The sequence below is a fragment of the Patescibacteria group bacterium genome (assembly GCA_041645165.1).
GTDB lineage: Bacteria > Patescibacteriota > Patescibacteriia > 2-02-FULL-49-11 > 2-02-FULL-49-11 > 2-02-FULL-49-11.
Map to the genome: position 1 here is coordinate 20695 of JBAZQN010000013.1, position 25024 is coordinate 45718.

The 25024-nt window shown below is 47.1% G+C and carries 23 protein-coding genes; 4 read left to right on the plus strand and 19 right to left on the minus strand.

Translation table 11 applies throughout. The features are described 5' to 3' along the window. Positions 1-85 precede the first annotated feature (85 nt). Both WC659_05430 and WC659_05435 read right to left on the minus strand, forming a co-directional pair. Entirely contained in the window at positions 86-907 is an 822-nt protein-coding gene (locus WC659_05430) for an A/G-specific adenine glycosylase (protein MFA4873348.1), read from the minus strand. Next, entirely contained in the window at positions 897-1664 is a 768-nt protein-coding gene (locus WC659_05435) for a helix-turn-helix domain-containing protein (protein MFA4873349.1), read from the minus strand. Before WC659_05435 ends, WC659_05430 begins: the two co-directional genes overlap by 11 nt. 150 nt (positions 1665-1814) lie before the next feature. Between WC659_05435 and WC659_05440 the strand changes: the two genes are divergently transcribed. The 4 genes from WC659_05440 (at position 1815) to WC659_05455 (ending at position 4862) form a co-directional block, all read left to right on the plus strand. Beyond that, positions 1815-2321 carry a hypothetical protein gene (locus tag WC659_05440; GenBank protein ID MFA4873350.1) on the plus strand — a complete coding sequence of 169 codons (507 nt, stop codon included), beginning with the start codon at positions 1815-1817 and terminating at the stop codon, positions 2319-2321. Continuing rightward, positions 2296-3777, plus strand: coding sequence for a polyprenyl synthetase family protein (locus tag WC659_05445; GenBank protein MFA4873351.1), 1482 nt, complete (start codon positions 2296-2298; stop codon positions 3775-3777). The genes WC659_05440 and WC659_05445 overlap by 26 nt, the downstream gene beginning before the upstream one ends. 99 nt (positions 3778-3876) lie before the next feature. Next, positions 3877-4332: a hypothetical protein gene (locus WC659_05450; protein ID MFA4873352.1), complete on the plus strand. Its 456-nt coding sequence runs from the start codon at positions 3877-3879 to the stop codon at positions 4330-4332. A 14-nt stretch (positions 4333-4346) separates the two neighbouring features. After that, on the plus strand, positions 4347-4862 hold the full coding sequence (locus WC659_05455; protein ID MFA4873353.1) for a hypothetical protein: 516 nt from the start codon (positions 4347-4349) through the stop codon (positions 4860-4862). Between the two features lie 278 nt (positions 4863-5140). On the opposite strand, the gene WC659_05460 is transcribed toward WC659_05455, so the two are convergent. From WC659_05460 to WC659_05540, 17 genes are all read right to left on the minus strand, one after another. After that, the gene (locus tag WC659_05460; GenBank protein ID MFA4873354.1) at positions 5141-6076 is read right to left on the minus strand and encodes a hypothetical protein; all 936 of its coding nucleotides are present in this window, start codon (positions 6074-6076) and stop codon (positions 5141-5143) included. Next, positions 6042-6917: a DMT family transporter gene (locus WC659_05465; protein ID MFA4873355.1), complete on the minus strand. Its 876-nt coding sequence runs from the start codon at positions 6915-6917 to the stop codon at positions 6042-6044. Before WC659_05465 ends, WC659_05460 begins: the two co-directional genes overlap by 35 nt. 426 nt (positions 6918-7343) lie before the next feature. Beyond that, complete coding sequence (locus WC659_05470; protein MFA4873356.1) at positions 7344-8285, minus strand: DNA recombination protein RmuC; 942 nt, start codon at positions 8283-8285, stop codon at positions 7344-7346. Between the two features lie 548 nt (positions 8286-8833). Beyond that, the gene (locus WC659_05475) at positions 8834-9766 is read right to left on the minus strand and encodes a TatD family hydrolase (protein MFA4873357.1); all 933 of its coding nucleotides are present in this window, start codon (positions 9764-9766) and stop codon (positions 8834-8836) included. A gap of 98 nt (positions 9767-9864) precedes the next feature. Then, positions 9865-10401, minus strand: coding sequence for a CvpA family protein (locus WC659_05480; protein ID MFA4873358.1), 537 nt, complete (start codon positions 10399-10401; stop codon positions 9865-9867). 158 nt (positions 10402-10559) lie between these two features. Continuing rightward, on the minus strand, positions 10560-12080 hold the full coding sequence (locus WC659_05485; GenBank protein MFA4873359.1) for a methionine--tRNA ligase: 1521 nt from the start codon (positions 12078-12080) through the stop codon (positions 10560-10562). Next, positions 12077-13105, minus strand: coding sequence for a PLP-dependent lyase/thiolase (locus tag WC659_05490; GenBank protein MFA4873360.1), 1029 nt, complete (start codon positions 13103-13105; stop codon positions 12077-12079). Before WC659_05490 ends, WC659_05485 begins: the two co-directional genes overlap by 4 nt. Positions 13106-13110: 5 nt before the next feature. Then, positions 13111-13923 (minus strand): 16S rRNA (cytidine(1402)-2'-O)-methyltransferase, encoded by an 813-nt coding sequence (rsmI, locus tag WC659_05495; GenBank protein MFA4873361.1) that lies wholly within the window; start codon positions 13921-13923, stop codon positions 13111-13113. A gap of 35 nt (positions 13924-13958) precedes the next feature. Beyond that, entirely contained in the window at positions 13959-14987 is a 1029-nt protein-coding gene (locus WC659_05500) for an AI-2E family transporter (protein MFA4873362.1), read from the minus strand. Positions 14988-15039: 52 nt separating this feature from the next. Then, positions 15040-16305, minus strand: a complete 1266-nt coding sequence (locus WC659_05505) for a pitrilysin family protein (GenBank protein ID MFA4873363.1) — start codon at positions 16303-16305, stop codon at positions 15040-15042. Beyond that, the gene (locus WC659_05510) at positions 16299-18191 is read right to left on the minus strand and encodes a hypothetical protein (GenBank protein MFA4873364.1); all 1893 of its coding nucleotides are present in this window, start codon (positions 18189-18191) and stop codon (positions 16299-16301) included. Before WC659_05510 ends, WC659_05505 begins: the two co-directional genes overlap by 7 nt. A 135-nt stretch (positions 18192-18326) precedes the next feature. Next, entirely contained in the window at positions 18327-19634 is a 1308-nt protein-coding gene (locus WC659_05515) for a glycine--tRNA ligase (protein ID MFA4873365.1), read from the minus strand. Next, the gene (locus WC659_05520; protein ID MFA4873366.1) at positions 19631-19975 is read right to left on the minus strand and encodes a DUF86 domain-containing protein; all 345 of its coding nucleotides are present in this window, start codon (positions 19973-19975) and stop codon (positions 19631-19633) included. Before WC659_05520 ends, WC659_05515 begins: the two co-directional genes overlap by 4 nt. After that, positions 19968-20279 carry a nucleotidyltransferase family protein gene (locus WC659_05525; protein MFA4873367.1) on the minus strand — a complete coding sequence of 104 codons (312 nt, stop codon included), beginning with the start codon at positions 20277-20279 and terminating at the stop codon, positions 19968-19970. Before WC659_05525 ends, WC659_05520 begins: the two co-directional genes overlap by 8 nt. 96 nt (positions 20280-20375) lie before the next feature. Next, positions 20376-22136 carry an ABC transporter ATP-binding protein gene (locus WC659_05530; protein MFA4873368.1) on the minus strand — a complete coding sequence of 587 codons (1761 nt, stop codon included), beginning with the start codon at positions 22134-22136 and terminating at the stop codon, positions 20376-20378. A gap of 110 nt (positions 22137-22246) precedes the next feature. Then, positions 22247-22807, minus strand: coding sequence for a hypothetical protein (locus WC659_05535; protein MFA4873369.1), 561 nt, complete (start codon positions 22805-22807; stop codon positions 22247-22249). Between the two features lie 148 nt (positions 22808-22955). Next, the gene (locus tag WC659_05540; protein ID MFA4873370.1) at positions 22956-24419 is read right to left on the minus strand and encodes an MBL fold metallo-hydrolase; all 1464 of its coding nucleotides are present in this window, start codon (positions 24417-24419) and stop codon (positions 22956-22958) included. Positions 24420-25024 lie beyond the last annotated feature (605 nt).

Sequence of the window (25024 nt, forward strand, 5' to 3'; positions counted from 1 at the left end):
TTTTTCTTAAAATCATCAAGTGTGGCTAAATTTTTTTGGCTAATATAAACAAAAATATAACCACTGTGGCTTATTCGACCTATACTTATACCAACCTATACTTTCCTTTACTTTCCCTTATAAACCCCTCCTGCAGCAATTCCGGCAACACAGCGCTAAACTCTTTAAGCGCTGCCTTCGAAACATTCTTCTTCTTTAATAATAACCGCAAAACCTCGCCCCGCAACTGCCTTCGCGATCCCTCAAATTTTGGCTGTCTCCGATAGGCGCTGCTGCGCCGATTGGGATTGTCTCTTTCAATTTTCCCGAGCATCGCCCCATAATCCATAAGCGCCCAATACCATTCGCGCGGATTCTTGCGGTCAAGTGTTAATTTAACGAATTTCAAGATTTCTTGATCACCTATTGTTCTCCCCCTAAAAAGGGGGAGACGTGAAGAGGGGGTGTGTTCTCTCGTAAAAAAATGATGAATGTAGGTGCGTCTTATATTCGTCTCTATAAACACCACAGGTAAATTATAAGCAAACGCCGCGATCGCGCCCGCAGTCGCCTGCCCTATGCCCGGCAACGATCTCAATACCTCAACATCATGCGGCAATCTTCCGTGGAATTCAGTGACGACCTTCAGTGCTACCACCCTCCGGTTGTATCCCATCCCTTGCCAACATTTAAGAATTGATTTCAGTGGCGCCCGAGCGAGCGTGAGAAAATTTGGAAATGTCTTTACAAATCTCGGGCAAAATTTCAACACCCTTTCAACCTGCGTCTGCTGGAGCATGATTTCAGACACCAGTATCCTATAGGGATCTCGCGTGCGGCGCCACGATAACGTGTGCCTCCCATGAGCACGGTAGTAATTCCAAATGACCTTCCGGAACTTTGTTATGCCTGATGGTTTATTCTGCATGTGACCACAAATCTTGAAATATAAGCTTCATTGTCTTCGCAATTGATTCAGAAGTAATCGCGAGCGCGAGCATCTCTTTCGCTTCGGAAAAAAAAGCCACGGTATTATCGAAAATCATAATCGTCGTCTCCATCATCATCTCTTTTGGTATAAATCTCGTCTGCCGATTCTGATTGGCATCGAGCTTTTTATACTCTTGCATTAACGGCGTATCAAGCGTGAGCAATCGATAGGCAACATCTCGCTTCAACCGCGTCGGGATATAGTACTCGCGATCGTAGTCCTCTCCTAATACTTGGAGGATATTCTCAATGTTCCCCAGATAATAAATAACTTTCTCACTACATTCAAGGCTTTGATTCGACAACGCCTCATACCCCTCTTTTGTTTGATATATTTCAACCTTCGGCTTCCCTCCACCACTTCTAAACATCGCATTTAACTGCGGCAATAACTCCGCGAACTCAAGCTCGAGCCTCCGCGTCTTCCTCTGCTCATTTCCCAATTGTGCCAGAATTCTTTTTGGTTCATGCGCCGTGTAATGTTTCTCATATTTTTTACTGTCTGAATAGATTAGACCCTTTGTCTCAAGATCGGTAACGACCCTATACACAGTGGGTTTTTTTAATTTTGTCTTCAAAATTAACTCTTTTAAGGTGCTGGGACCAGAACTTGCGAGTTCCAAAAATACTTGCCGTTCTCTTGTGGTAAGTCCAATCTTAGCCAAAATTTTACTTAATTCCTGTTCTAAATTCATAAAGTATCACTATATTTATACTTTAATATTAGCATATATTTTTCTTTATTTCAAGCCATTATTAACAATTATCGCATAAGATTTATATAATAAATAAACAAATTTATACTTTCCCCTATACTAGGATGTTATTCTTAATCAGACACCCTTATGGAAGAACGAGACTTAAAACCTACCTATAACACTTTACGGCTTTATCTTTCAGCTCCCATCCGCTCGAGTGAGTATAATCAGAAAATTTGTAACTATTTTAACAATCGAGATTTTTCCGTCTTTCTCCCTCAAACCATGACACCAAAAAGGGTAAGCGATGAATACTTCCCCTACCATGTGTACACCAACTGTATAAAAGAAATGGAAAAATCAGACTTATGTCTGCTCTTGCCTCCTTATGGCAATGACTGCGCCTTTGAGATCGGCTGGTATAGGAAGGCGGAGAAACCAGTAATCGTCTACGTTGCAGATCGAATAAGTTTCTTGCGTGACTGGATGGTGAAGGGTGGCTGCGACGCGTTTATTACTGATAGCCCTACCACATTCCAGGTGTTTCGCGAGGACCCTATCATTGGTAATAAGCCGCACTACCTTATCGCTTCTCTTAATGAACTACCTTATAAAGTACGCGAAGTGTATGAAATCCTTACCAAAAAATATTAGGTACTATTTTCGATCAGTAAATTTTTATGTGGATGAGTATCTGCGAGGGCTTCTGACAAAACTCCCACTGGTTTGTCATTCCCCCGTGGAACACTCTCTTCAGTCTCCCCCTGAAAAGAGAGAACAGCGATTGCCGGCTGTCCTCCCCCATCGGCAGGGGGAGGCGCAAGGTGGGGGTATAATTCACGAGAACTTCGCGGCAATGATTTACCAATGTAATGGCTCGATGTTCGATCGCCCATGGACCGATAATTATACCGATGGTCGCGATTGCTTTATCGCAGTCACAGAAGCAGAGCTCACGCGCGGAAAATGCATCGATGAGTTAATCACTGATCCTGATAAACTTCTCACATTCACTCAAGCCTACCAACAATGGGCGCTTGCCCAGATACGACAAGAAGGCCTACACGATGCAGAAACTGTGCGCGCAATCTCATATCTTATTGAAATAATATCGCGCAAACAAAAAGGCGGACGTCGCGGCGTGCTTAAATCGCGGCCGGTTGTGTTTGAGCGCGTATTTTCTTATTTGGAAACCACCTGCAGCTTCAATGCGAATTTCAAATATCGCCTTGGCGGTATTATTGAAATCTACAACCGCGCCACCTATGCGATCGACGATGTCTTTGATGATTCTGATTACCGTGGCGGCGAACCGACGCTCCATAAAATTTTCAGTAAAAGAATAGCCATTCTCGTCGGACAATACCTGCACATGTGGAGCCTTGAACTCCTTATACAGGAATTAATTACTGCCGGTATTCCTGCGTACATTCGCGCAGAGGTTATACGTTCTTTTAATATCATTCATACAAGCATTTATCAAATGGAAAAAGAAAATTATGATTTACAAGAAAAACTGCGTAGCGACTTAAATTTCCGTACACAATATCTGCGTCAGACTATGGAAAAGAATGTGAGTCATTACTTGATACGAGTTGATCTCCGCACCGGAAAATTTTATGAACATATCGTAAGGATGGCAGCACTCTTTGCAACCCATAACATTGCCATCGCCGATAAATGGCAAACATACGGCCTTGGGCTTGGGTTTAGGTACCTCATTGATAACGACCTCAAAGACTTAATTGATCCCTACTTTGTGAAGCAAGGAACTGGCTCGAAAGGACTCAAAGGCAAAGAACATGAATCTTTCATGGGTGATTTGGAAATAGGCAAGATTACCTATCCGGTACTTACAGCGCTCAAGAATAAATTTGATCCCGTCATTATCCGTATGATTGGCAAGAAACTTACGCTCTCCAAAAAAAATTTAATAACGAAATTCGTCATTGATAACGGCGGCGTGGATGCAACCATGCAACTCATGGAACACTATGCTGACATATCAAAACAGGTCTTAAAGAAATTTAATGTCAAGGATCCTACTCTCTGGGAACTAACTGAATTGTATAAATTTAGTAATTTACCATTTGAAAAATATAAACTGTAGCGTGGCAGTTTATCTGCCACTCACGTGGTCGGAGACAAGCTCCGACGCTACAGATTAAAATATCAATAAAATGGGAGAAATAAAATGAAAACAAAAATTTTGATACTTTTACTCTGTGCGGTAACCGCCCACGCACAGATTAAATTTGTGGGGGCGGGGGGAGTAGGAGACGGAACACTCGTCCCATCTGCTGGCGTCGGTGCCGTCTGGAAAGGGTGGAATGGAGAGATAAGGGTCGGAGTTATTGAAGAAAAAACCTTCCTTCTCCTCAAACTCGGACGAGAAGTACGAGGAATCACGCTTCTTTCCGAGGGACGAGTAGGAGGATATCCTTACCTCCTCACACTTGGAGGAAAGGAATTCCCTTCTCCCTCAAAGGAGTCATCGCTCTTCCTCGGCGGTGGCTACCTCCTAACCAATGGCGGTTGGGAGCCAGCCGCCGCTATGGCCATGTCCATGGCGGTGAATCGTAAAAAATGGAAAGTGGGGACTGAAATCATCTTCACTTTCCCAATCGAGCCTCACCTTGTGGTGAAATTCGCCGTCCCGTTTTGAAAGAGAGAAAATGCATGTTAACAATCATAATTATCGCCTCCCTTTATGGGGCGACGATGAAACTGGCAGACCTGTGTGATGAGCACGGTCTGTGGCTATTCCGCGGAGACGCGATCCTCTTCGGGATACTGTGGGGGATTTTTGGATCGCTGCTCGTTCTTGTGGACGAGTTCATCGCCAACATCATGTTGGCGATGAATCTGGCCTTCATCGTTCGAGGTAGACTGGACTACTTCAATCACCAACTCGCCTCCTCACTCATTATCCTCACCTTTCTGTTCTCCTCCCCCCTCCACCCCTTCCTCTTTGGAGCGTTCTATGTCATTTTTGTGATCTTTGGTTCAACCAAAGATTTCCTAGATGACGTCTTGAAAAAGAGTGGTCCCCTCGCCACCTTTTTCGAGATCATGCCCTACTATCCAATTCCAACTTTCATCTATTCCATCATTAGTGGCTATTGGATAGTATTCATCGCATTCTTAACCTACACAGTGAGTTATAACGCGGTTAAGTATGCGTTCCAACGATAATAAGATACGCGAGGGAACTGCAATTTTTTCGGCGGAAACCCCGAAAGGATCCCGCCAAGGCGGGACCAACGGGGCAGGGGCGCTCTCGAGTGAGCGACGTTTACCCCGTACCCTCCGACGTTACGTCGGAGCGGTACTGGGGCCGAATAAAATTGTCAGTTCCCGAAGCGTTCTTAGAAACCGAAAAAGGCTCGACCATCTCGAGCCTCTTCTTATGGCATGAGAGCCGCCGATTTGTCGGAGACATCCGGTTATTCAACCGGACAAGAGCTCCAACGCTACGGGTTGAGATTCGGATACGATGAAAGCATTTTCCAGAAACGTCCGAGGGATTTGATGATTGCGGCATGGACGCGCACGCGTTTTGATAACGGAACATGGAGCGCTTTTGTTTCGACCACCACCGCGCACTGCGCTGAAGGGCCGCGCACGACTTTTCCGTTTAAAAAAATTCTTTTGGCACTTAAGAGCTCGTCCACTGACCCATCACTGACATCTGCGACGATACCATTTTGCACCTCAACTTTTATGCCGCCGTTCCATACCCTGCCGCTCATTTTAAGTCTGAATCCATGGCGCTTGATAATGTTCACTATTCCCAACGCGACCGGGTCACGCGCGCCCAAACGACTATTCACATAAATATAGGGATCAACGTTGCTCGCATCCTCGTGAAGGTTCACCACCAGCCGCGGAGGATATTGTTTCGCGTAACGCAAGACTGCGGCAATCATGTGCGCGGATACCGTAGAGGAAGGAGAGTGAGAGCGGGGTTTACGGTGATGCGTTAAGTCCAACAACACATGCTCGGCATCGCTCACGCTCTGGAAGCTTTTATTATCCCTCGGCCTATACCGGCGGTCGGGATACCGCCAATTGCGCCGATACCCGGAGGAATTCAATAACGGAAAAAGCACAACCGGAATCTTTTTCCCCAGTTCCCTTATATACGCCGTGCATTGCGCCACGGCATTAGGCCCTGCCGGCTCTTCCCCATGCACGCCCGCGAGCAGCCACAAGGAAGGTCCTTTGCGCGCACTCCGGTAGGAAAGGATGGGCAATGCGTATTCTTTCCCACGCAAAAGGAAAGATTGCATGAATATGCATTCCCGTTTCCAACCTCCTGCGCGATACAGTGCCGCTAAAGACCCAAAAATGCGCTCAAGCGGCATGCGCTTGTCACTTTGGTAGGTAGGGAGCGGATTGGTTATCATACTGAATTACTAGTACCACGCCTATAATTATAGTGCAGGCGGCGAATACTTGAAGAAGGGATAATCGATCACCGAAAAAAAGCGCGCCCACCAAGCTTGATCCAATAGCCGCGGGCAAATACCAAATCGTGGCAGCCGCGGTATTTTTATAATTCCTCATCGCTTCAAAAAGGCATACCATTCCCAACCCCAGCACTAATGCGTTAAGTAAGAGCCATCCCCACGCCGCACCCGCAAGATGAATTTCGCGCCCCACAAGCAGGGGGGCTACGATAATCCCGCCGAGCAAGTACCGCATTCCTGTGAGGAGCATCGCGTCTGCCTCACGAGTTAGGCTTTTATAAATTAAATTCGTAAATCCCCAGGCAGCAGCCGCGGCAAGCAGCGCTATGCTTGCTTTCGTGAATTGAAATGAAAGATTGGTAGTGAATACTGCGGCGCCCATAAGCGCGAGCGCGAGCCCTGCGCTCTGAAGGGGCGAGAGCTTTTCGCGAAAAAATAAAAAGCCAAAAAAGGCGGTAAAGGCTGCTTCCAGCTGGGAAATAAGCACGGTCTCGGTGACCGTGCCATGCTTCAAACCGTAATAAAAAAGAAGGAACGCACCACTTGAAAACACCGTACCTAATAAAAGCCTCACCCACCATCCCTTCGACAGTTGCGCGCGCTTTTCCATCACTGGTACCGCCTGCCGAAGCCCCAAAATAATCACCCCTACCGCGAGGGCGACAAAACAAGTGATTTCTAGAGGAGATAGATACTGAGTAAGGTATTTCCCTGTCGCCTCATGGAAACTTAATATGAGTGCCGTGAGCAAACCCCATAACCAGCCTTTATTCATCATAATATATCATCTGTAGCGTCGGAGTTCTTGTCCCGTCGAATGACTGGGATATCTCCGACCTCACGTTCGTAGCGTCGCAGCTTGTCTGCGACAACATCCTCATATCGGTGGCAGATAAACTGCTCAGCGACCATCGTTACCCCCTCCTCGCCTCCCCCTGCCGGAGGGAGAGGACAATCGTTGTTCTCCCCCTGAAAGGGGGAGATTCAAAGAGGGGGTTCAACTTCAACGCGCTTCCTTGTTTGTGGCAGATAAACTGCCACGCTACCACAAATTATCGATGGCGTATAAATGCGTAGTAAACCCCGTCACCATAGGCTTACGCCCATGGCATTGGTCAGCGTTCCTTCGGTGGGTTGACCATTCATCTACGGTCTTACGACCGTAGCATTCTGGTGACGGGGTAAATGCGTTTAGACGCGATTATTATTTCAACAACCTCACCTGATCAATCTTCCCCGCAAGGCGAGTGTACTCATTATTCGCACGGTCAACCGCGTTCTTGGCGTTGGTCACATGGGTTGTCACCACGCCCAGGGCTTCGCCAAATTTCCCCGCATCCTGCTGCATGGCAATTAATAATTCTAAAATACGTTTCGCCTGCTCTTCGATGCGCTTCCCCTCCATGCCCATCATGATGACTTTCAAAAAGTAAAAGAAAGAGTTCGGCGACACGAGAAACACCTTTTTCCCATTCGCATACGCGTTCAAATCGCTGTCATCGCGGATGATTTCATAATAGACAGATTCGGCCGGCACATACATGACGGCAAAATCCACGGTCCCCTCCTGCGGCAGGATATATTTCTTCGCGATCGCGTCCACGTGCTTCTTCACGTCTTTCACGAATTCGCGCTTAAGCGCGTCCCTCTCCCCGTCTGATTCCGCCTTTAGTATTTTCGCGAAATTCTCCATGGGAAATTTGGAATCAATCGGGATCAATCCTTTATCCGTCTTCAAAATCGCGTCCACCCGCTCCCCTGACTGGAACGTATATTGCAGTTCAAAATGCTCATGGGGGAAATATTGTTCCAAAAGGTCCCGCAATACCTGTTCGCCGATATTGCCGCGCAATTTGGGCGAGCGCAGAAAATCCTGCAGGTCTTTCATGCCCCTGCCCATCTCCTGCACCGCGCCCAGCTCTTTCGCCACGCTTGCAACCACTTTGGCGGCATTGTCCAGCCGCTCGTTGATTGCCCGCGTGGTCTCGTCAATCCGCTGGCTCATTCCCTGCAAGTTTTGGTTGAGCATGAGCATCCCCTGGTCTCCTTTCTGCCGCTCCTCAAATGCATGCAATTTTTTCGCCACAAACCACGCAAGCCCCGCGAAACAGATGACTAATACAATAACAATTATAGTGGTATCCATATCTTTGAATAACTTAGTGGCAAATAAACTGCCACGCTACAATTGATGATATTTTTCGTCATATGTAGCGTCGGAGCTTGTCTCCGACTCAACCGATCGTGTGGCAAATAAACTGCCACGCTACAATTGATGATATTTTTCGTCATATGTAGCGTCGGAGCTTGTCTCCGACTCAACCGATCGTGTGGCAGATAAACTGCCACGCTACAATCCGTATGCACATTATCATCATACCTTCCAAACTCGCCCTTGACAACTCGTTTTATTGGTGGGAAAGTTAAGTTGAAAAACAACTCGCCCAAAATCAATGGAAAGGAGTAAAGCTATGTTCGGCCTAAAAGAATTGGTCACCATAGGTTTAACCCTCCTTCACATCGCATTATGGGTCGCATTTTTTATCCTACTTCTCAATGAAGTTGGAAAAGTAATAGAAAGATGGGCCCAAAAACACCCCCGCGGAGGCTGATCTATGGTAGGTAGTACCAGAAATAAAAAAATAAAGGCTTCTCGTGTCTCGTACCCCCGAAGCCTTTGTTCTAACCGTAAAATTATCGTAATCCCTTGAATAACCTCATCGCATTCTCCGTAGTCACTTCTGCCACTTTCTTAAAATCCACTCCCTTCACCTCCGCTACCTTCCGCGCTATAAATTCAACGTAACTAGGCTCGTTCCTTTTGCCCCTATAAGGGTCTGGCGCAAGGTAAGGAGCGTCGGTTTCCACTAACAAACTCTTGAGCGGCACATACCGCACTAAATCACGCGCTTCATGCGCGTTTTTAAATGTGACAATGCCGGTAAAGGAAAGATAAAGCCCAAGATCAAGAAGCGCCTGCGCCGTTTCTCGCGACCCGCTGAAACAGTGCACATCCCCGCTTGCATTTATTGGGTAAGTACGGATTATCTCCGCCAAATCCCTGTACGCCCCGTCCGGATCGTCTTTTGCTGCGCGGATGTGGATCATAAGGGGCTTCTTCAATTCATTCGCCAATGCAATGTGATGAATCAATGTTTCTCGTTGCCGTTCTTTAATCGCCATAACTCCCCCATCGCCTCCCCCTCTTACCATAAGAGGGGGTTGGGGGGCGTTACCAATTCGCGTTGATTCGCGTTCTTCTTCGCGTATGTTTGCGTCTAAACGGTAATAGTCTAATCCGCACTCCCCCAATGCTACGACTTTCGGGTGCGCAGCAAGCGCCTTATAAATTCCTACGTCAAATTGCTCTGCGCGCGTGGTAAAGTGATGCTCCTCCTCATCCACATCCATTTCCTCCAGATGTATCGGATGTAGCCCCACGATCGCGTATACGCCCCAGGGGTGCTTTTCCGCGATCTCCACGGCGCGCCGCGAGGTGTCTATTTGCGAACCGACATTTACCACCCAGATATTTTTTTCCAATGCCCTGCGCAAGACAAGATCGCCGTCCTCTTTAAAGGCGGCGAAGTTTACGTGGGAGTGAACATCTACTAAAAATGGAGTCATCCTTCAGTGTTAATCCGCGTTTCCATCTGCGTTGATCCGCTTCTATCATCTGTAGATGCAGAAAAACGCGGATAGTTACGCAGAACTACGCGGAATGATCAAAACGGGTATAAAGCTCTCTGCTCCCAGATAGTCCGTATGTCTTTCACCGAGGTAGGCAGGAGCGGTACAAGTATCTGGCCATACTTCAAGAGCCACTGCGCGACCTGGGACGCGGCCACCGCATCCACGAACCATCCCGTGGTGATATACTTCCCCGCCATGACCAACGCAATGCCGGTCACTATCACTCCTTCCGCAAATCCCAGGATGCCGCCGCCGATATGGTTGAAACTTTTCAGCACGGGTATCTTCGCAATCACATTGAACATTCTGTTGATAATCCAGAAGACAAACCCCACGAGCCGAGACACGAGGAGGAATATGAGGATGAACGCAACCACCTTGGCTACGCCCTCATTGCCCATCGCAAACCCCAAAAGCTTTACCGCAAAGGTTTCAAAATAATGCCCCGCGACGAGCACGCCTGCGACCGTGCCGACCAACGCCCCAAGCGCATGGATCAGCCCGCACCAAAATCCGGTGGACGTAAAGAAGAAAATGATGAGAACGAGGATGAGGTCAAGGAGAGTCATAGAAACGAAATTTAAAAATCAAATATCAAATATCAAAATGAAGGTATTACGTCCCGCCACTGCGGGACTCCATAATTATGTCCCGCACCTTAAATTGTCGTAGTTTCAAGGTATGCGGGATCCCGAAAAGCGGGACATTTTGAGATTTGCATTTTGACTTAAATCGCTTTTCTTGGAAATAATGGCGCTTCTGGTGGGATAATCTTCGGTGCGTTAACCACCTTCAGTATACTCTCTGCCGTCTGTGGAAGAAAAGGGGCAAGCGCATGCCCGATCTCCTGCAAATCCGCCACAAGCCCCTCCAATAGTTTCTGGAGATGCTCAGTCTTCGCCTCATCCTTTGCCAAGACCCACGGTTTTTCGTCATCAACACGCTTATCGCACTCGGAAATTTTAGCCCAGATCACTGCGAGCGCCTGATCAAGTTGGTAATACTGTATTCGGTCATTAACCTGCTCTTGAAGACCCCCTCCTACTCCCCTTTCGCTCGCCTCGCTTCGGCTTCGGCGAAGCGGGTAAGGGGGAGATATTCGTGTATCCCCTCCTTTAGAAGGAGGGGTTGGGGAGGTCTTTCCATCAAGGTACTTCTCCACCATCGCGGTGACGCGCTGGACCAGATTCCCCAAGCCGTTCGCGAGATTCGCATTGTAGCGCGCAAGAAACTTCTCACGCGTGAAATCACCGTCATCGTGGGTGGGAATTTCCCGCAGGAGGTAATACCGCAAAGCATCCGCGCCAAACTCTTCAATATAATCAAACGGGCTTATGGTATTGCCAAGCGATTTTGAGATTTTCTGCCCCGCAGAGGTAATAAAGCCGTGTATCAATATCTGTTTCGAGAGCGGGAGTCCTGCGGAGAGGAGCATCGCCTGCCACATGGATGACTGCTGGCGCAGGTTATCCTTGCCTGCTGTCTGCACGCCTGGCCAGAATGAATTAAACTTTTTAAGATCGTCTGGCCAGCCGACGGCTGAAACATAGTTTACCAATGCGTCAAACCACACATACATCACCTGTTGATCATCGCCCGGCACGGGCACGCCCCACGGCATTTTTGATTTGAGCCGGGATATGCTGAAATCTTGGAGCCCCCTCTCGGTAAACTTTATTATCTCATACAGGCGATTCTTCGGTATTACAAACTCTGGATTCTTCGCATAAAATTCCAGCAGGGTATCCCGATAGCGCGAATATCTGAAAAAATAATTCTCTTCATCCACCTGTTCCAGCGCAAGGTGGGGATGGAGAGGGCAGCGGCCGTCCTCAAGCTCCGACTCCATCTTCTCAAGCTCGCATCCGACGCAGTACTTGATCTGGTAGTTTTTTTTATAAATATCGCCCCTCTTCGCGCACCGCCGCCAAAATTCCTGCGCGGCATCTCCATGATGCGCGTCAGTGGTCCGGATAAAGTTGTTATAACTTAAATGAAGCGCGCACTTGAGCTCGTCGTATTTTGCGGCATGGGCATCCGCATACGATTTGGGATCAAGCCCCGCCGCCTGCGCGCCGCGGTAAATCTTCAAACCATGCTCGTCCGTGCCAGTGTTAAAAAACACCTCATCCCCTCGCATCGCGTGCCATCGCGCAATCACATCCGCCTGCACTATTTCCAAGGCAAATCCAATATGCGGGTCTGCATTCACGTAGGGAAGCGTGGTGGTGATGTAGAATTTGCTCATATCTCTGGCATTTTCGTCTTACCCGTGTTGACGATAAGCATTTTCTTATTGCGCGGTAACGTGCCTTTCATCTGCAGCATTACGGCAAGCCCTGCAATGCCGGACGGTTCGCAATTTACTCCCTGTGAGTGCGCGAGTTCGATAGCTTTATCCAAATAACTTTCCTTGATTAACAATACATCTGAATCCGGGCCGCAGAAACCCGCATAACGATAAAGCTTGATCCATTGCTCACTATAGTGCACGAATGGCAGATGCGGCGAATAAAGCTTATCAGCTTTTGTTTTTGGATTATTGGATGTTGCCCCGATAAAATTACATTGCCGCAATATCTTAATATTTCCTCTAAACCTCGGATCGTGTTGATTTGTGGTGACTTCACGCTTATTAATATTGAGGATATTTTCATACAAGTTGCCGGTCCCGAAGGGTATGTAACAATAATCAGGAGAACTATTAAGTATTTCATAGCTCATCCAATCATAGAAACGCGTGGTAGGATCTAGCGCATCGCTTGAAGTGATATCAAAACCATTTGGATTATGCGTTAGGGTTAAAATTTCGCTCCACGCAAGCGGCCTTTTCCCTAAATCTGTTTCATAGAGCTCGCAATCTATTTTTTTAAGCGCACTATATACTTCAGGATCAAGGTTGCTGTCCACGAGCACCTTCAGATTCGGCAGATGGTATTTCCGCAGCATCATTTGAATCGCCAATGCCGCAGAACCGGAAGAGATTATTGACATCTGGGGTAGAGGTCCATGTATTTGGCCTCGTTTTTTTGCCAGTAAAAAATCGCGATACGTCACCACGATTTCCCATGCCATTCTGTCTTTATGGGTGCCCGAGGGATTGACGCTCTCATCCTTGAGCCACACGTGAGAAAAACCCGGAACTTTTATCTTACAAGTAGGCGTTGCGGGAAACTTTGGGTTTCCGGGAGGAAACTCAGGTGCTTGAGGATTATTCTCTGAAGGCACTACAATGGATCTCAATATTTTTTCTTCATTCTTAGATAATGGCATATGCCTCACTTCTCCCCTTCAATTATGATAACATACTCACCCCTTATGGGGTCCTTGCGCACTTGCGCGAGCACCTCGTCGATCGTGCCGCGATACACTGATTCGTATATTTTCGTCAATTCCCTGCATACCACTACCTGCCGCTCCCTGTGTCTCATAACTCCTCCTTCACCTCCTCTTACCTTAAGAGGAGGCTGGGTGGAGTTACTCTCAAGACCTGTCCCTTGTACGGGCGAACGGCCGTTCGCCCGTACAATAACATTTAATTCTTCCAGCGTCTTAACGATCCTATGCGGTGTTTCATAGAGTATCACAGGCACTTCACCCTCTGCAACTTGTTTAAAAAAATTACTCCTCCCTTTCTTGGGCACATAACCCAAGAAGAGGAACTTGCTCATGTTAAACCCGCACACGCTTGCTGCCGCGGTAAGCGCGGAAGGCCCAGGTACGGGCACTATTTGCAAGTCTTTCAGTTTTTCAGTTTCCTGTTTATCAGTATTTGAACTGACAAACTGACCGACTGTTAACTGATGGACTAACTCGTTCCCCGGATCCGCGATCCCCGGCGTGCCTGCGTCCGTCACCAGCGCCACGTCCCCCGCCCTTAATGACTCTATGACCTCTCTCACCTTTTGGCTCGAAGAATGCTGGTGATAGCTCTTCATGGGAGTAGCAATCCCATGCCGCTCACAGAGCCTCCTGGTCAAGCGCGTGTCTTCGCAATATACAACAGAAACGCGCCTTAAGGTTTCTAAAGCGCGGAGGGTGATGTCATTCAGATTCCCAATGGGAGTAGCAACGATGTACAAAGTAGACATCAAGTTATATCGAGTTATCTGCGTGTATCTGCGTATTAATCTGCGTTTATCCGCGTGTGGTGATCAAAATGCTCGTGGATCAGCACCTCGATGGCAGAAGCGATCGGCACCGCAAGGAGCGCGCCTATCACGCCGGAAAGCCTCGCGCCGATAAGCACCGCCAAAATCACAATAATGGGATTCAAGCCTGTGGTCTTCTGCATAATCTTCGGCACAAGCAGGTGGTTCTCGGCTTGCTGGATGAGGACATAGAGTAATACGGTCCAGAGGCCCATGGTCGGCGAGATGGTAAACGCGATAAAGATGGCGGGAATGGAGCCGATCACTGGCCCTGCGTAAGGGATGATCTCCGTGATGCCAGCGACGAGCGCGAGCACGAGCGCGTACGGTACGCCGATAATCGTGAGGCCGATGAAAGTCAACACGCCGATGGCCAGCATAAGAATAAGCTGCCCCCGGAGCCACAATCCGATTTTATCCTGAATCTTGATAGTGAGTGCAGTCACCTCCTTATGAACATGCTCTGGCGTAATGACTTGCAAAAACCGCATAATGCCATCCTCATCCACCACCATATAGAAAGTAAGGACAAGTATGATGAAGAAGGAAACCACACCGCCAAAAATTGAGGATATCGTGGTAAAGACGCCCGCGGTGACCGTGGCAAGCGCCTTCTCAAGCGAGCCCATTACTTGCTGTACACTCTCTTGGGTTGCGACACCGCTTGAGGCATCGCGCAGGTAACTGACGCCCATGGAGAGTTTGTCATAATAATAGGGAAAATTTTCCGCCAGCTGGCGCACTTCATTGACCAAGGGAGGGATGAGGAGCGTCAGCGTGATGCCGAGGACGCCGAGAATGACAACATAGACGATCAGGATGCCGAGCGAACGGGGTATCTGACGTTTTGCGAAGGAATCCACGAACGGATCGATCGCGGCAGAAAATACCAGCGCCACAAATAAAAGCGCGATAATGTCGCGTATTATGAAGAAAAAACCCACCACCGCGAGCACGCCCAGCACGCGGAATATTGACCGATAGGGAATCACCGTGGCTTCCATATGCCTATAGTATACCACAGATAAATGAAAAACCAAGCTCTCCTTAGTGGGTTCATTTCCGTTTCAAAATCTTCTCAAACGGCCTCGTATCCTTGAAAGGCCCGATGAGCGCGAGGGTATAGCGGCGATGATCAAGCATCTGTACTGCCGCGCGCTTGACATCACCCATGGTCACCCTTAAATAGCGCTTCAGTTTCTCGTGGGGGGTCTTGAGCTCTTGCAGGAACAAATACTGCTTCCCGTACCACTCGGCAATGGATGCAGAATCCTCCAAATCCAGCGTCACCTTGCCGCGGATGTATTCCTTCGCCCGCGTGAGCTCCTCCTTTGTCACTCCCTTGTGCCGCGCATTTTTTAATTCATCAATAATAGTTTTCAACGCAAGCTCCACGCGCTTTAAATCAACCCCGGCAAAAACGCCGAAATTGCCCGTATCCTCATACGCGTTTAATCCCGCGCGGATGTAATAGCACAACCCTTTTCGCTCACGTACAGAAATAAAAAGCCGCGATGACATGGTACCGCCTAATATGATGGACAGAAGCGTTGCCGCCTCAATATCAGGATGTCCAAGAGGATAACCCATGGTGCCGAATCCAAGATGCACTTGCTTGGTATCTTTATTTTTAATATAAACGCCCTCGCGGATCATCATGGGCGCTTTTTGGTAACCGTGCAGTGCGCCCCTCTGTCCAGCTCCGCCAAAATGTTTCCCCACTAAACGCTTGGCAGAAGACGAATAATTACCCGCGACCACCACCAGCGTGCGGTCGGGATGATACTGCGCGCGCAAATATTTCAATACTTTTGCCCGCGGCACAGACTGCATGATAGGAATCGTGCCGGCAATATTCCATCCCAAAGGATGTGCGCCGTACAAGCTCCCCTCAAACAAGTCGCCCAAGCTCATCAAAGGATTATCCTCATACATTTTGATTTCCTCGATAATCACTCCCCGCTCGCGGTTCAACTCGCTCTCCTTAAAAAGGGAATGATGCAACATGTCCGAGAGGATATCGAGCGCAAGCGGCAAGTGTTCACGCACCACTTTCACGTAATAGCCGGTGTGGTCCTTGGACGTGAACGCGTTGAATTCAGCGCCGACGCTGTCTAATTCTTTCGACAATGCAAGGCTCGAGGGCCTGCGACGAGTCCCTTTGAACATCATGTGCTCAATAAAATGCGACACGCCCGTCACATCCTTGGTCTCATACCGCGACCCCACTTTCACTAATACCAACACCGTCACTGCCTCGGTTTCCCGAAGAGGACAAAAAAGAACGGCCGTGCCGTTGGGAAGCGTTAATTTTTTTACCATAAAATATTCATAGCTCCCATATCATAAACAGAATGTTGTAGATCAACTTTTAAATTATTTAGTGCATTAGTAGACTCAATACTCACTTCATTTTCCTTTAAATTTTCACCTAAAATAAGAAAGGCTAACTCGTATTCATCCTCCATGATTTGATGAAACGTAAAATCGCCGTTCTCGTCTATTCCAGCCGCTGCTACTAATCTCTTTTCTGGAATATCGCCTAAATAGATACCGTACTTCTTTTCTTTATCTACCAATAGGCCTACCTTTATATTTCTATTAACTGCGCCATTCACGAATACCTGGCCTTTTATGACACCTCCCTTAAATTTATTCCATTTAATGCCATTCAATTCGTCTCCCGTTGCCCATTTCTCTGCCTCTGCTCTCTCATCATAATACGAAAACTTCTGGGCGATTTTGCTCCTGGCGTTATTACCAATATGGTATTTATCAGTGTCTAAAAATTTTTTAAAGTCATCTATGGCGCTCTTATCATACTGGGCTACCATTGACCTTGGTCCAATGTACACCAAACCGTCTATGAGTGCATTCGTTGTTTCAAAGCTTAACTTTTTCGTCCTTATAAAATTATCTATATCCCAATTCAGCTCATAACATCTTCCCAAGAGGGTAAAATAATCTAAACTCAGTAATGACTGATAGCCCTTTGCGGCGAGATACGGCTCAATACTTTTTATTTTATCTATCGTTCCGGGATTACAAATAACATTTATTGCTTCTGTTCCTTCTTCATCGCTAAAACTGCTTGTTAAGTTATATAACTCAAACAAACTTGCATTGCTTGTTTTTGTATCATCGCCTGCATAATGCGGATAATAGTAAGCAAAAGCCTCGGGTGTTTTCACTTTTATTCCATTATCAAAATAGACTAAGCTATTATATGTTTTATTTTCAGCTCCCGTGATGCCCACTTCATTAATAAATTCTTTCTTATAATCAAGGTTTTTTATGTAATGGGCATTATACCCATACCCATAGCCGATCGCTGCCAAAACTACGAGAACTGGAATGAGCTTCGCAAATATTTCCCTCTTACTGCTCTTTTCATTCTGTAAAAAGGTGTACACCAGAGGAAGAAACACAAAACTGCCAAGTGAAAAGCCAAAAACAATATTTATGAAAGACACAAAATGACTACCCCATAAGACTTCAGGGCCACCACCAACAGATGCAAGTCCTAATCCATTATATATTAATGATTCCGAAAACGTGTCGGCCAATATACCTATTAATAAAACACAAAAAACTTTAGCAACAATTCTGCCTCTACCAGCAGATAATGTTAAAATCGTACGGTATATATTTTTTATTTTCTCTTTAAATAAACCTTTACTTAACTCCCTAAAATTTTTCAAATTACCATAATAACCATCAGATCGCCAAAATAGGATAAGCAGAGACCACAAAAAACCATCTATTATTAATAACAGTATAGTCGTTAATAAATTTAACCTTAGGGGAATTAGTGCTAATAACAACCCTCTCAATAAATTGTTGATGAGAGATATTGATATCAACCAAGAGGCAAATGAAATAAGTATCCTTATACTCAACCTCCGATCTCCTAGATTTGATGCATTAAAACTTGGGTTTAAAATCTTTATGAATGTCACAATAAACAATACACAGCTTATTATCACTATCGCAATAATTGCTACTATATAAGCAATGAGATATCGATTCACTATCGAAAAAATACTATTTAGAAGGACGATCTCTCTATAAAATTTTGCTGTGGTTATCCCTTCACTTAGTGCAATAAAAGCGAGGGTGCTTAATAAGGAAAATATTAATAATCCCATGAAAAATGATGGCAAGAAGCTCACTATCCCGTACCAAACACTTTTTAATAATTTTGACATACGAGTCTTTATTTATAACTATCCCATAATTTTCAATAATGCAATTCTCAAACATTTAAAAATTGTTTCATTGTGACATTGATTGAAAACTGAAAATTGAAAATTAGAAAAGAAGTTTATGACCACAAAGCTATTTTATATCCTACCGCCGATATATTCTTGTAGCTCTTTAATTGCGACTCTCTCCTGCTTCATCGTATCCCTATCCCTCACCGTCACATCGCCCTTCTCTAAAGAATCAAAATCTACTGTAATGCAAAACGGGGTGCCGATTTCGTCCTGCGCCCAGTAACGCTTGCCGATGTTGCCGCGATCGTCCCATGCCGTCATGAAATCTTTTCTCAAATCATCGTAGATCGTGCGCGCCAGCGCCACCAGCTCCGGTTTATTTTTTAACAATGGAAACACCGCCGCTTTGTATGGCGCGAGTTTGGCGGGAATTTTCAAATACACCCGTTTTTCCTTTCCCTCCTCTGCCTCTCTATAACTATCGCACAATACCGCCAGCACCGACCGGTCCACTCCCCACGTCGGCTCTATCACGTGCGGGGTAATCTTTTCTCCCGTATCAGGGTCGGTGTATTCCAAAGACTGCCCTGAAAACTTTTGGTGATTTTTCAAATCAAAATCAGTGCGGTACGCCAAGCCGTACAATTCGCTTTTCCCAAAAGGAAAATCATATTCAAGATCAATAGTGCGCTTCGAGTAATGCGCCCGCTCCTCTTCAGGGATTTCTGCATCATGCACATGTGCCAAATCAATCCCAATGTCCTCTATCCATGCCCTCATTTCCACTCTCCATTCCTCAAACCGCGATTGCCAATCGTCATCAGGCGCGATGAAGTACTCTATCTCCATCTGCTCAAACTCGCGCGTGCGGAAAATGAAATTCCCCGGCGTGATCTCGTTCCTGAAAGCTTTTCCAATTTGCGCGATGCCAAACGGCAGCCTCCGCCGCGTCGTATTAAGCACATTTTTGAAATTCACAAACATCCCCTGCGCGGTCTCGGGACGAAAGTAGGCCACGTTCGCCTGCTCTTCCGCCGGGCCGATGAAGGTTTTGAACATCAGATTGAATTGTTTTGCGGGGGTGAATTCTTTTCCTCCGCACGTTGCACATGCGCCGCCCAATTGGTCCGCGCGAAAGCGCGCATGGCACTTTTTGCATTCCACCAACGGGTCGCTAAAATTTTTCAAATGCCCGCTCGATTCCCACACTTTGGGATTCATGATGAGCGCCGTATCGATCCCCACCATGTCATCCCGGCTTCGCACGAACCGCTTCCACCATAATTGTTTAATATTATTCTTCAATTCCACCCCCAAAGGCCCGTAATCCCACGAATTAGCAAGCCCTCCGTAGATCTCGCTCCCGGGAAACACAAAACCCCGGCGCTTTGCCAGGGACACGATTTTATCCATCAATGATACGTCCAGGTTCATACCAATTCCGATTTTATTTTCTCTACCGCCTGCTTCAGAACAGGCAAATCTTCCTTAATAGTGTCCCATACAATCTGGAGCGAAACGCCGAAATAAGCATGAGTTATCTTGTTCCTCATTCCGATATGCTCTTTCCAGGAAACTTCTGGATACGCGCGCAATAATTCTCCTGGCAAACAATTCACCGCTTCACCAATAATCTCTAGACTCTTAATGACCGCATTCACCGTCTTTTTGTCCACGACGAATTGATTATTTGCCATCCCGCGCGTAAAATCCTCAATATCCGTTATGGCATCAAGAATATCCTGAATATAAAGTTCGGCGTTTCGCTTAGACATACACCGTGTCGCGTAAAATGTTATCTTTGATAAGCGGCTTCAACGCGTCTCTTGTGACCAAATCTACCTTTCTGTCCAACAGTTCGCTCAAATAGTTCTCCAAACCGATAAATTTAATCAATCCTATCTTCGCGTCTTCATGGAAATCCACCAAAATATCAATGTCGCTCCGCTGCCTCCTCTGATCCTGCTCCCCGCGCGCAAACGACCCAAAAATACCTATATCTTTCACATGGTAGGTCTCTTGCAAGTACGGTTTCTGTTCCCGCAGCACTTCTAAACTTTTTTGTAATTCCTTGGTCATGTATTCATCCTAATAGAAATCAATACTTTTTTCAACCCCGCCTATCCGCGCCAATCCGCGTGTCCGCCAACTGGCAGAATCTGCTTGTATCTGCTTCTATAATTTCTGCTTCTCCCAAAGCTGATAAAATATTCCTTTCTTGCGAAGGAGCGCAGCAAATGTGCCTTGCTCGACGATGCTCCCTTTTTCCAACACCACGATGCGGTCCATTTCCTTTATCGTGGACAAACGGTGCGCGATGACGATCGCGGTGACGTGCTGGAAAAATTGGTGCAGGGAATCCTGGATCTTGCGCTCTGAATCTGCGTCTAAATGCGAGGTAGCTTCGTCTAAAAACAAAATCTCCGGATTTTTGTACACCGCCCGCGCAATGCCCAGTCGCTGCTTCTCTCCCCCTGATAACCGCACTCCCTTCTCTCCAATGAGCGTATCAACTCCTTGAGGAAGCTGCGGGAGCATTTCATCAAGGTGAGCAATCATGAGCGCTTTCTTGAGCGCTGCCTCATCCGCCTCTTTCTCCCCGGCCACAATGGCAATATTGTCCTTGAGGCTCAAATCAAATAATTCTGTATCCTGCATGACGACCGCGATTTTATGGATATACGAATCGCGCTCTATATCCCGCAATGATACGCCGTCAATGGTGATTTCGCCGCTGTAGTCTTCATATAATTTTAACAATATTTTAAACAAAGTGGATTTTCCCGCGCCGGAGAATCCCACAATGCCGACCTTCTCGCCCCGTGCAATAGTAAGGCTGATATCATTTAATACCTTGCGCTGGCGGTAGGCAAACGACACCTCCTTCATCTGCATGGTGTGCCACGCGGGGGAGAATGGCAATTTCCCCACGCCCTCTATCGTCGGCTGCACCTGAAGGAGCTCCTTCATTCGTCCAACGGCCACCTTGTCAACGGCTATATCATTCGTTACCTCGGCGAGCTCCGCAGTCGCGCGCCACACGAGATCGAAATAACCGTTGAACATGATGAGCAGCCCGACTTCGAATCTACCCTGATACATGCCATACCCGATAAAAACAAATCCCGCAAGGCGCGCAAAAATAGTATAGATATTCAGGCTCCCCTCACGGACACGGAAGAACACAATCCGTTTCCTGATTTCAGCCATCAAGCCATTCATACTCTTGCTGATATAGGCCTCCAGCGCGCGGGAAAAACCCATGGTTTTCACCGTCAATATATTATTGATCGATTCAAAGAGCACTCCATCAACCTCTTCTTCTCTCTGATCGACAAGTACTGATTGATACTCTGCACGTTTGGTCTGCACATAAGAGAAGAAATAGTAAGTCGCCACAAACAGGACAAAAGCAATACTAAATCCGACCCCTAATGATTTCAGAATGAAACCCACTGCGATAATGTTCAACACCGATTCAATGATATTGGTGTAATAGATGCGTAGGATGTGTTGCAGTCCGTCACCTCCGCGCGCAACGCGCTTCAGTTTTGCCCCGGACCGCATTTTTTCATGCCATCGCAAATCAAGCGAAAAAAGATGCTGTATGGTTTTTAGCTTCGCATCGAGCCCGATGCGCTCTGCCACCTGATAGCCGTGATATTTCGCAACCTCGTGGATGATAAATCTATATAACCCTGCCGCAATCCAGAGCGCCAATAATATCCAGAAATACCGCAGGGACTGTCCGCGCGTGTAATGGACGAAAAAGGTAGTGATCTGCCCCAGCGCCCATGCGGGATAGAGCCAGACCAAATCGCTTGAGAACCGCAATAAGGTCGCCAGCCAAAATTTTCCCCGATAGGGGCGAATAAAGGACCACATGTCGGCGAGGAGTTGCTTGTTTGAATAATACTCCGTGTGGGAATGATTCATGCTCAATAAATAGTTTGAGAAAACGAACGCGATTCGAAAAACTGACTTACTATATTTTCTGATAAGGCTTCAAACTTTTGCGATCGTTAATGAATGAAGCCATCCTCTCTCTATACTAAATCAAACTTCTTCTCCATCTCAACCATCCCGTCAAATCGCTCTACCGTCATCATCCGCGCGTACTCGCCTACTCCATAGTACGCAACGAGCGCGTTGATCACGTCAGAACACTCAAACGGGTGCGCCCATACACTCAAATTCACGCACTGAAAGCCAAGATCTTTCAATTTCCACCGGAGCGCATTGCGTGCATGTCTGTATTTCTCCGGAATATCAAATACGATCACGCGCCACTTCCCATCCCACCGGGAAGGGCGCACAATAATTAATTCTTCAATCTTCCGCTTCGCGAGTATATCCTTTCCTTCGGCGGTGAGCGTAAACTTCCACTTCGTACGATCGCTTAAGTCTCTGAGGTACCCTTTATGCTCCAATCGTCTCAATGCTTGACGGAACTGCCGGCGCGGGAACGTGCGCTTTCTCCCGAACGCATCGATAAGCTGTACTACATTGGGAGCAACGAGCGCGACCGTAAGCAATCCTGCCACCGCGAGGATTGAAAAGATTATTTTCGGAATTGATACTTTTCCCTCTCTTTCTGCACTACCCATATTTTTTTCTATAACTTTCACCCTCAATATAGGTATCCTGCAAGCGCAAGCTTCAAATATTTGCGATCGTAAATTGTTGAAGCCTATATTATTGACATTGAATTCCCTTAAACGATAAAAATTGTTTCATCCGTTCATTACTCATCAACTAACGCTCCACTTCAACCATCTCTCCTCTCTCTGGTATCAGCACCTTCCACTCTTTACGCCTCTCTTCCAGCAAGGTCTTTAATCCTGTTGCTTGCGCATGCTCGCCATGAACGAGGAAAATATTTTTCACCCCCTTCACATGCTCGGCATAATCCAGAAGCTCATCGCGATCCGCATGGGCAGAAAGCTCGTTCAGCTTCTCGATCCGCGCGCGCACGTCATAAAATCCATCATAAATTCTCACCCTCCGCTCGCCTTCCACGAGTCTCCGCCCCAACGTATCAACCGCCTGAAAACCGGTTATCAGCACGGTATTGCGCGGATCGCTGATCGCACGGGTGAGATGGTGCTGTATCCTGCCATGCTCGCACATGCCGGACCCTGCAATCACGAGAAAAGGCCCGGGCATATCATTCAACTGCTTGGATTCCTCTACGGTTTTTACCAAGGTGAGATTGCGGAAGACCAGCGGCTCATCGCCCCGCGCGCCAAACTCATCCCACGTCTCATTATCAAAATCATCAGTGTGATTTTTGTACACCTCGGTAATGCGATCAGCTAGAGGGCTGTCCACAAAAATAGGGATACGGGGAATTTCCTTTTCATCCGTCAATCGGTGCAGGAGATACAGCAACTCTTGCGTGCGGCCAAGGGCAAAAGCGGGCACGATGAGTTTTCCCTGCTTAGCCAAAGTTTCAAGGATGATGAGCTTAAGCCTTTCCTTAGCCCGCGCAAAATCCGCATGTACGCGATCCCCATACGTACTCTCCAATAGAAGCACGTCCGCCGACTCATGGACATATTCAGGATCAGGAATGAGCGGCGCGCCCCGGCGTCCAAGGTCTCCCGTGTATACCAGACATTCGTTGCGTGTACGGTCCACGGGCGCTTCTAATACGGTCACGGCAGAACCGAGGATATGGCCTGCGTCATAGAATTTTAACCGGACGTCAGTGCGGCTAACCCCGTCGGATGACGGGGTTTGTCTTCCTCCCACAGAACCTTGCATTTCAAACCACTCACCCATATTCCGCACATAGGGAACCTCGATAAACCGCGAGAGCACCTCTTCTATATCATCGAAGGTGTAGAACGGCTCCGCGAGGGCGCTTCCCACTGACTTCTGCCGCCGCAAATGTTCCGCATCCTGCATCTGCACGTGCGCCGCGTCTTTCATAATCCATTCAGCCACATCGCGCGTGCCCGCAGTCGCATACACATTCCCTTTGAATCCCCCTTTCGCCATCATGGGCAGCATGCCGCAGTGGTCGAGGTGCGCATGCGACAAAACCACCGCATCAATGGATACGGGATCAAACGGCAGCTTCATATTAAGCTCCCTCGCTTCCTTGCGGTGCCCCTGGAAAAAGCCGCAATCAAGCAAAATCTTCAAACCCCCCATTTCCACGAGGTGCTTGGATCCTGTCACGCCCCCCGCCCCGCCGTAAAACGTAATGCGCATATTATTCATTTAATGAGATCATTTCTATAATCCCCTCTTTACGAAGGAGGGGCAGGGGAGGTCTCCCCTCGCATAATAACTATAGACAAAAATCGAACTAATTGATAGCATGTCATTACCCGTAAATAAATCACAAGTTGGTTACGAGACTCAACCATATTTTCTCAGGAGTGGATGGGGTGTAACTAATGAGTTTTTATCCCGGCTCATCAAAGAAGAGACGCACCAAACACCTGATACATTAAAAATGTACACACCTCAACATCTTTCTTAAACCAATGATGGGAAGTTTGATCCGAAATGGCGACTCCCTAGCTATCGTTGCAGCAGATCAATTCTCAAAGGTAATCATTTTTTATCGAGAAGGAGGACAAGGTCTCGAGCTAAATTCCGATACGATAAGAAGAGACGGCTTAAGCCGTCTCTTGTGCGTCTAAATGCATTGTGAATGCGTATACATACGCTTATCATTCAAGCTCTCCCACCCCTATTTGCCGCAAATCGCTGTTGGTAATGCCACTGCTTAAGAAACGCATGATCTGGTAGGCAAGGTCGCCGTCTTTGAGGTAGTAACGCTTGCCATCGTGGATATACCAGGCTTGGCC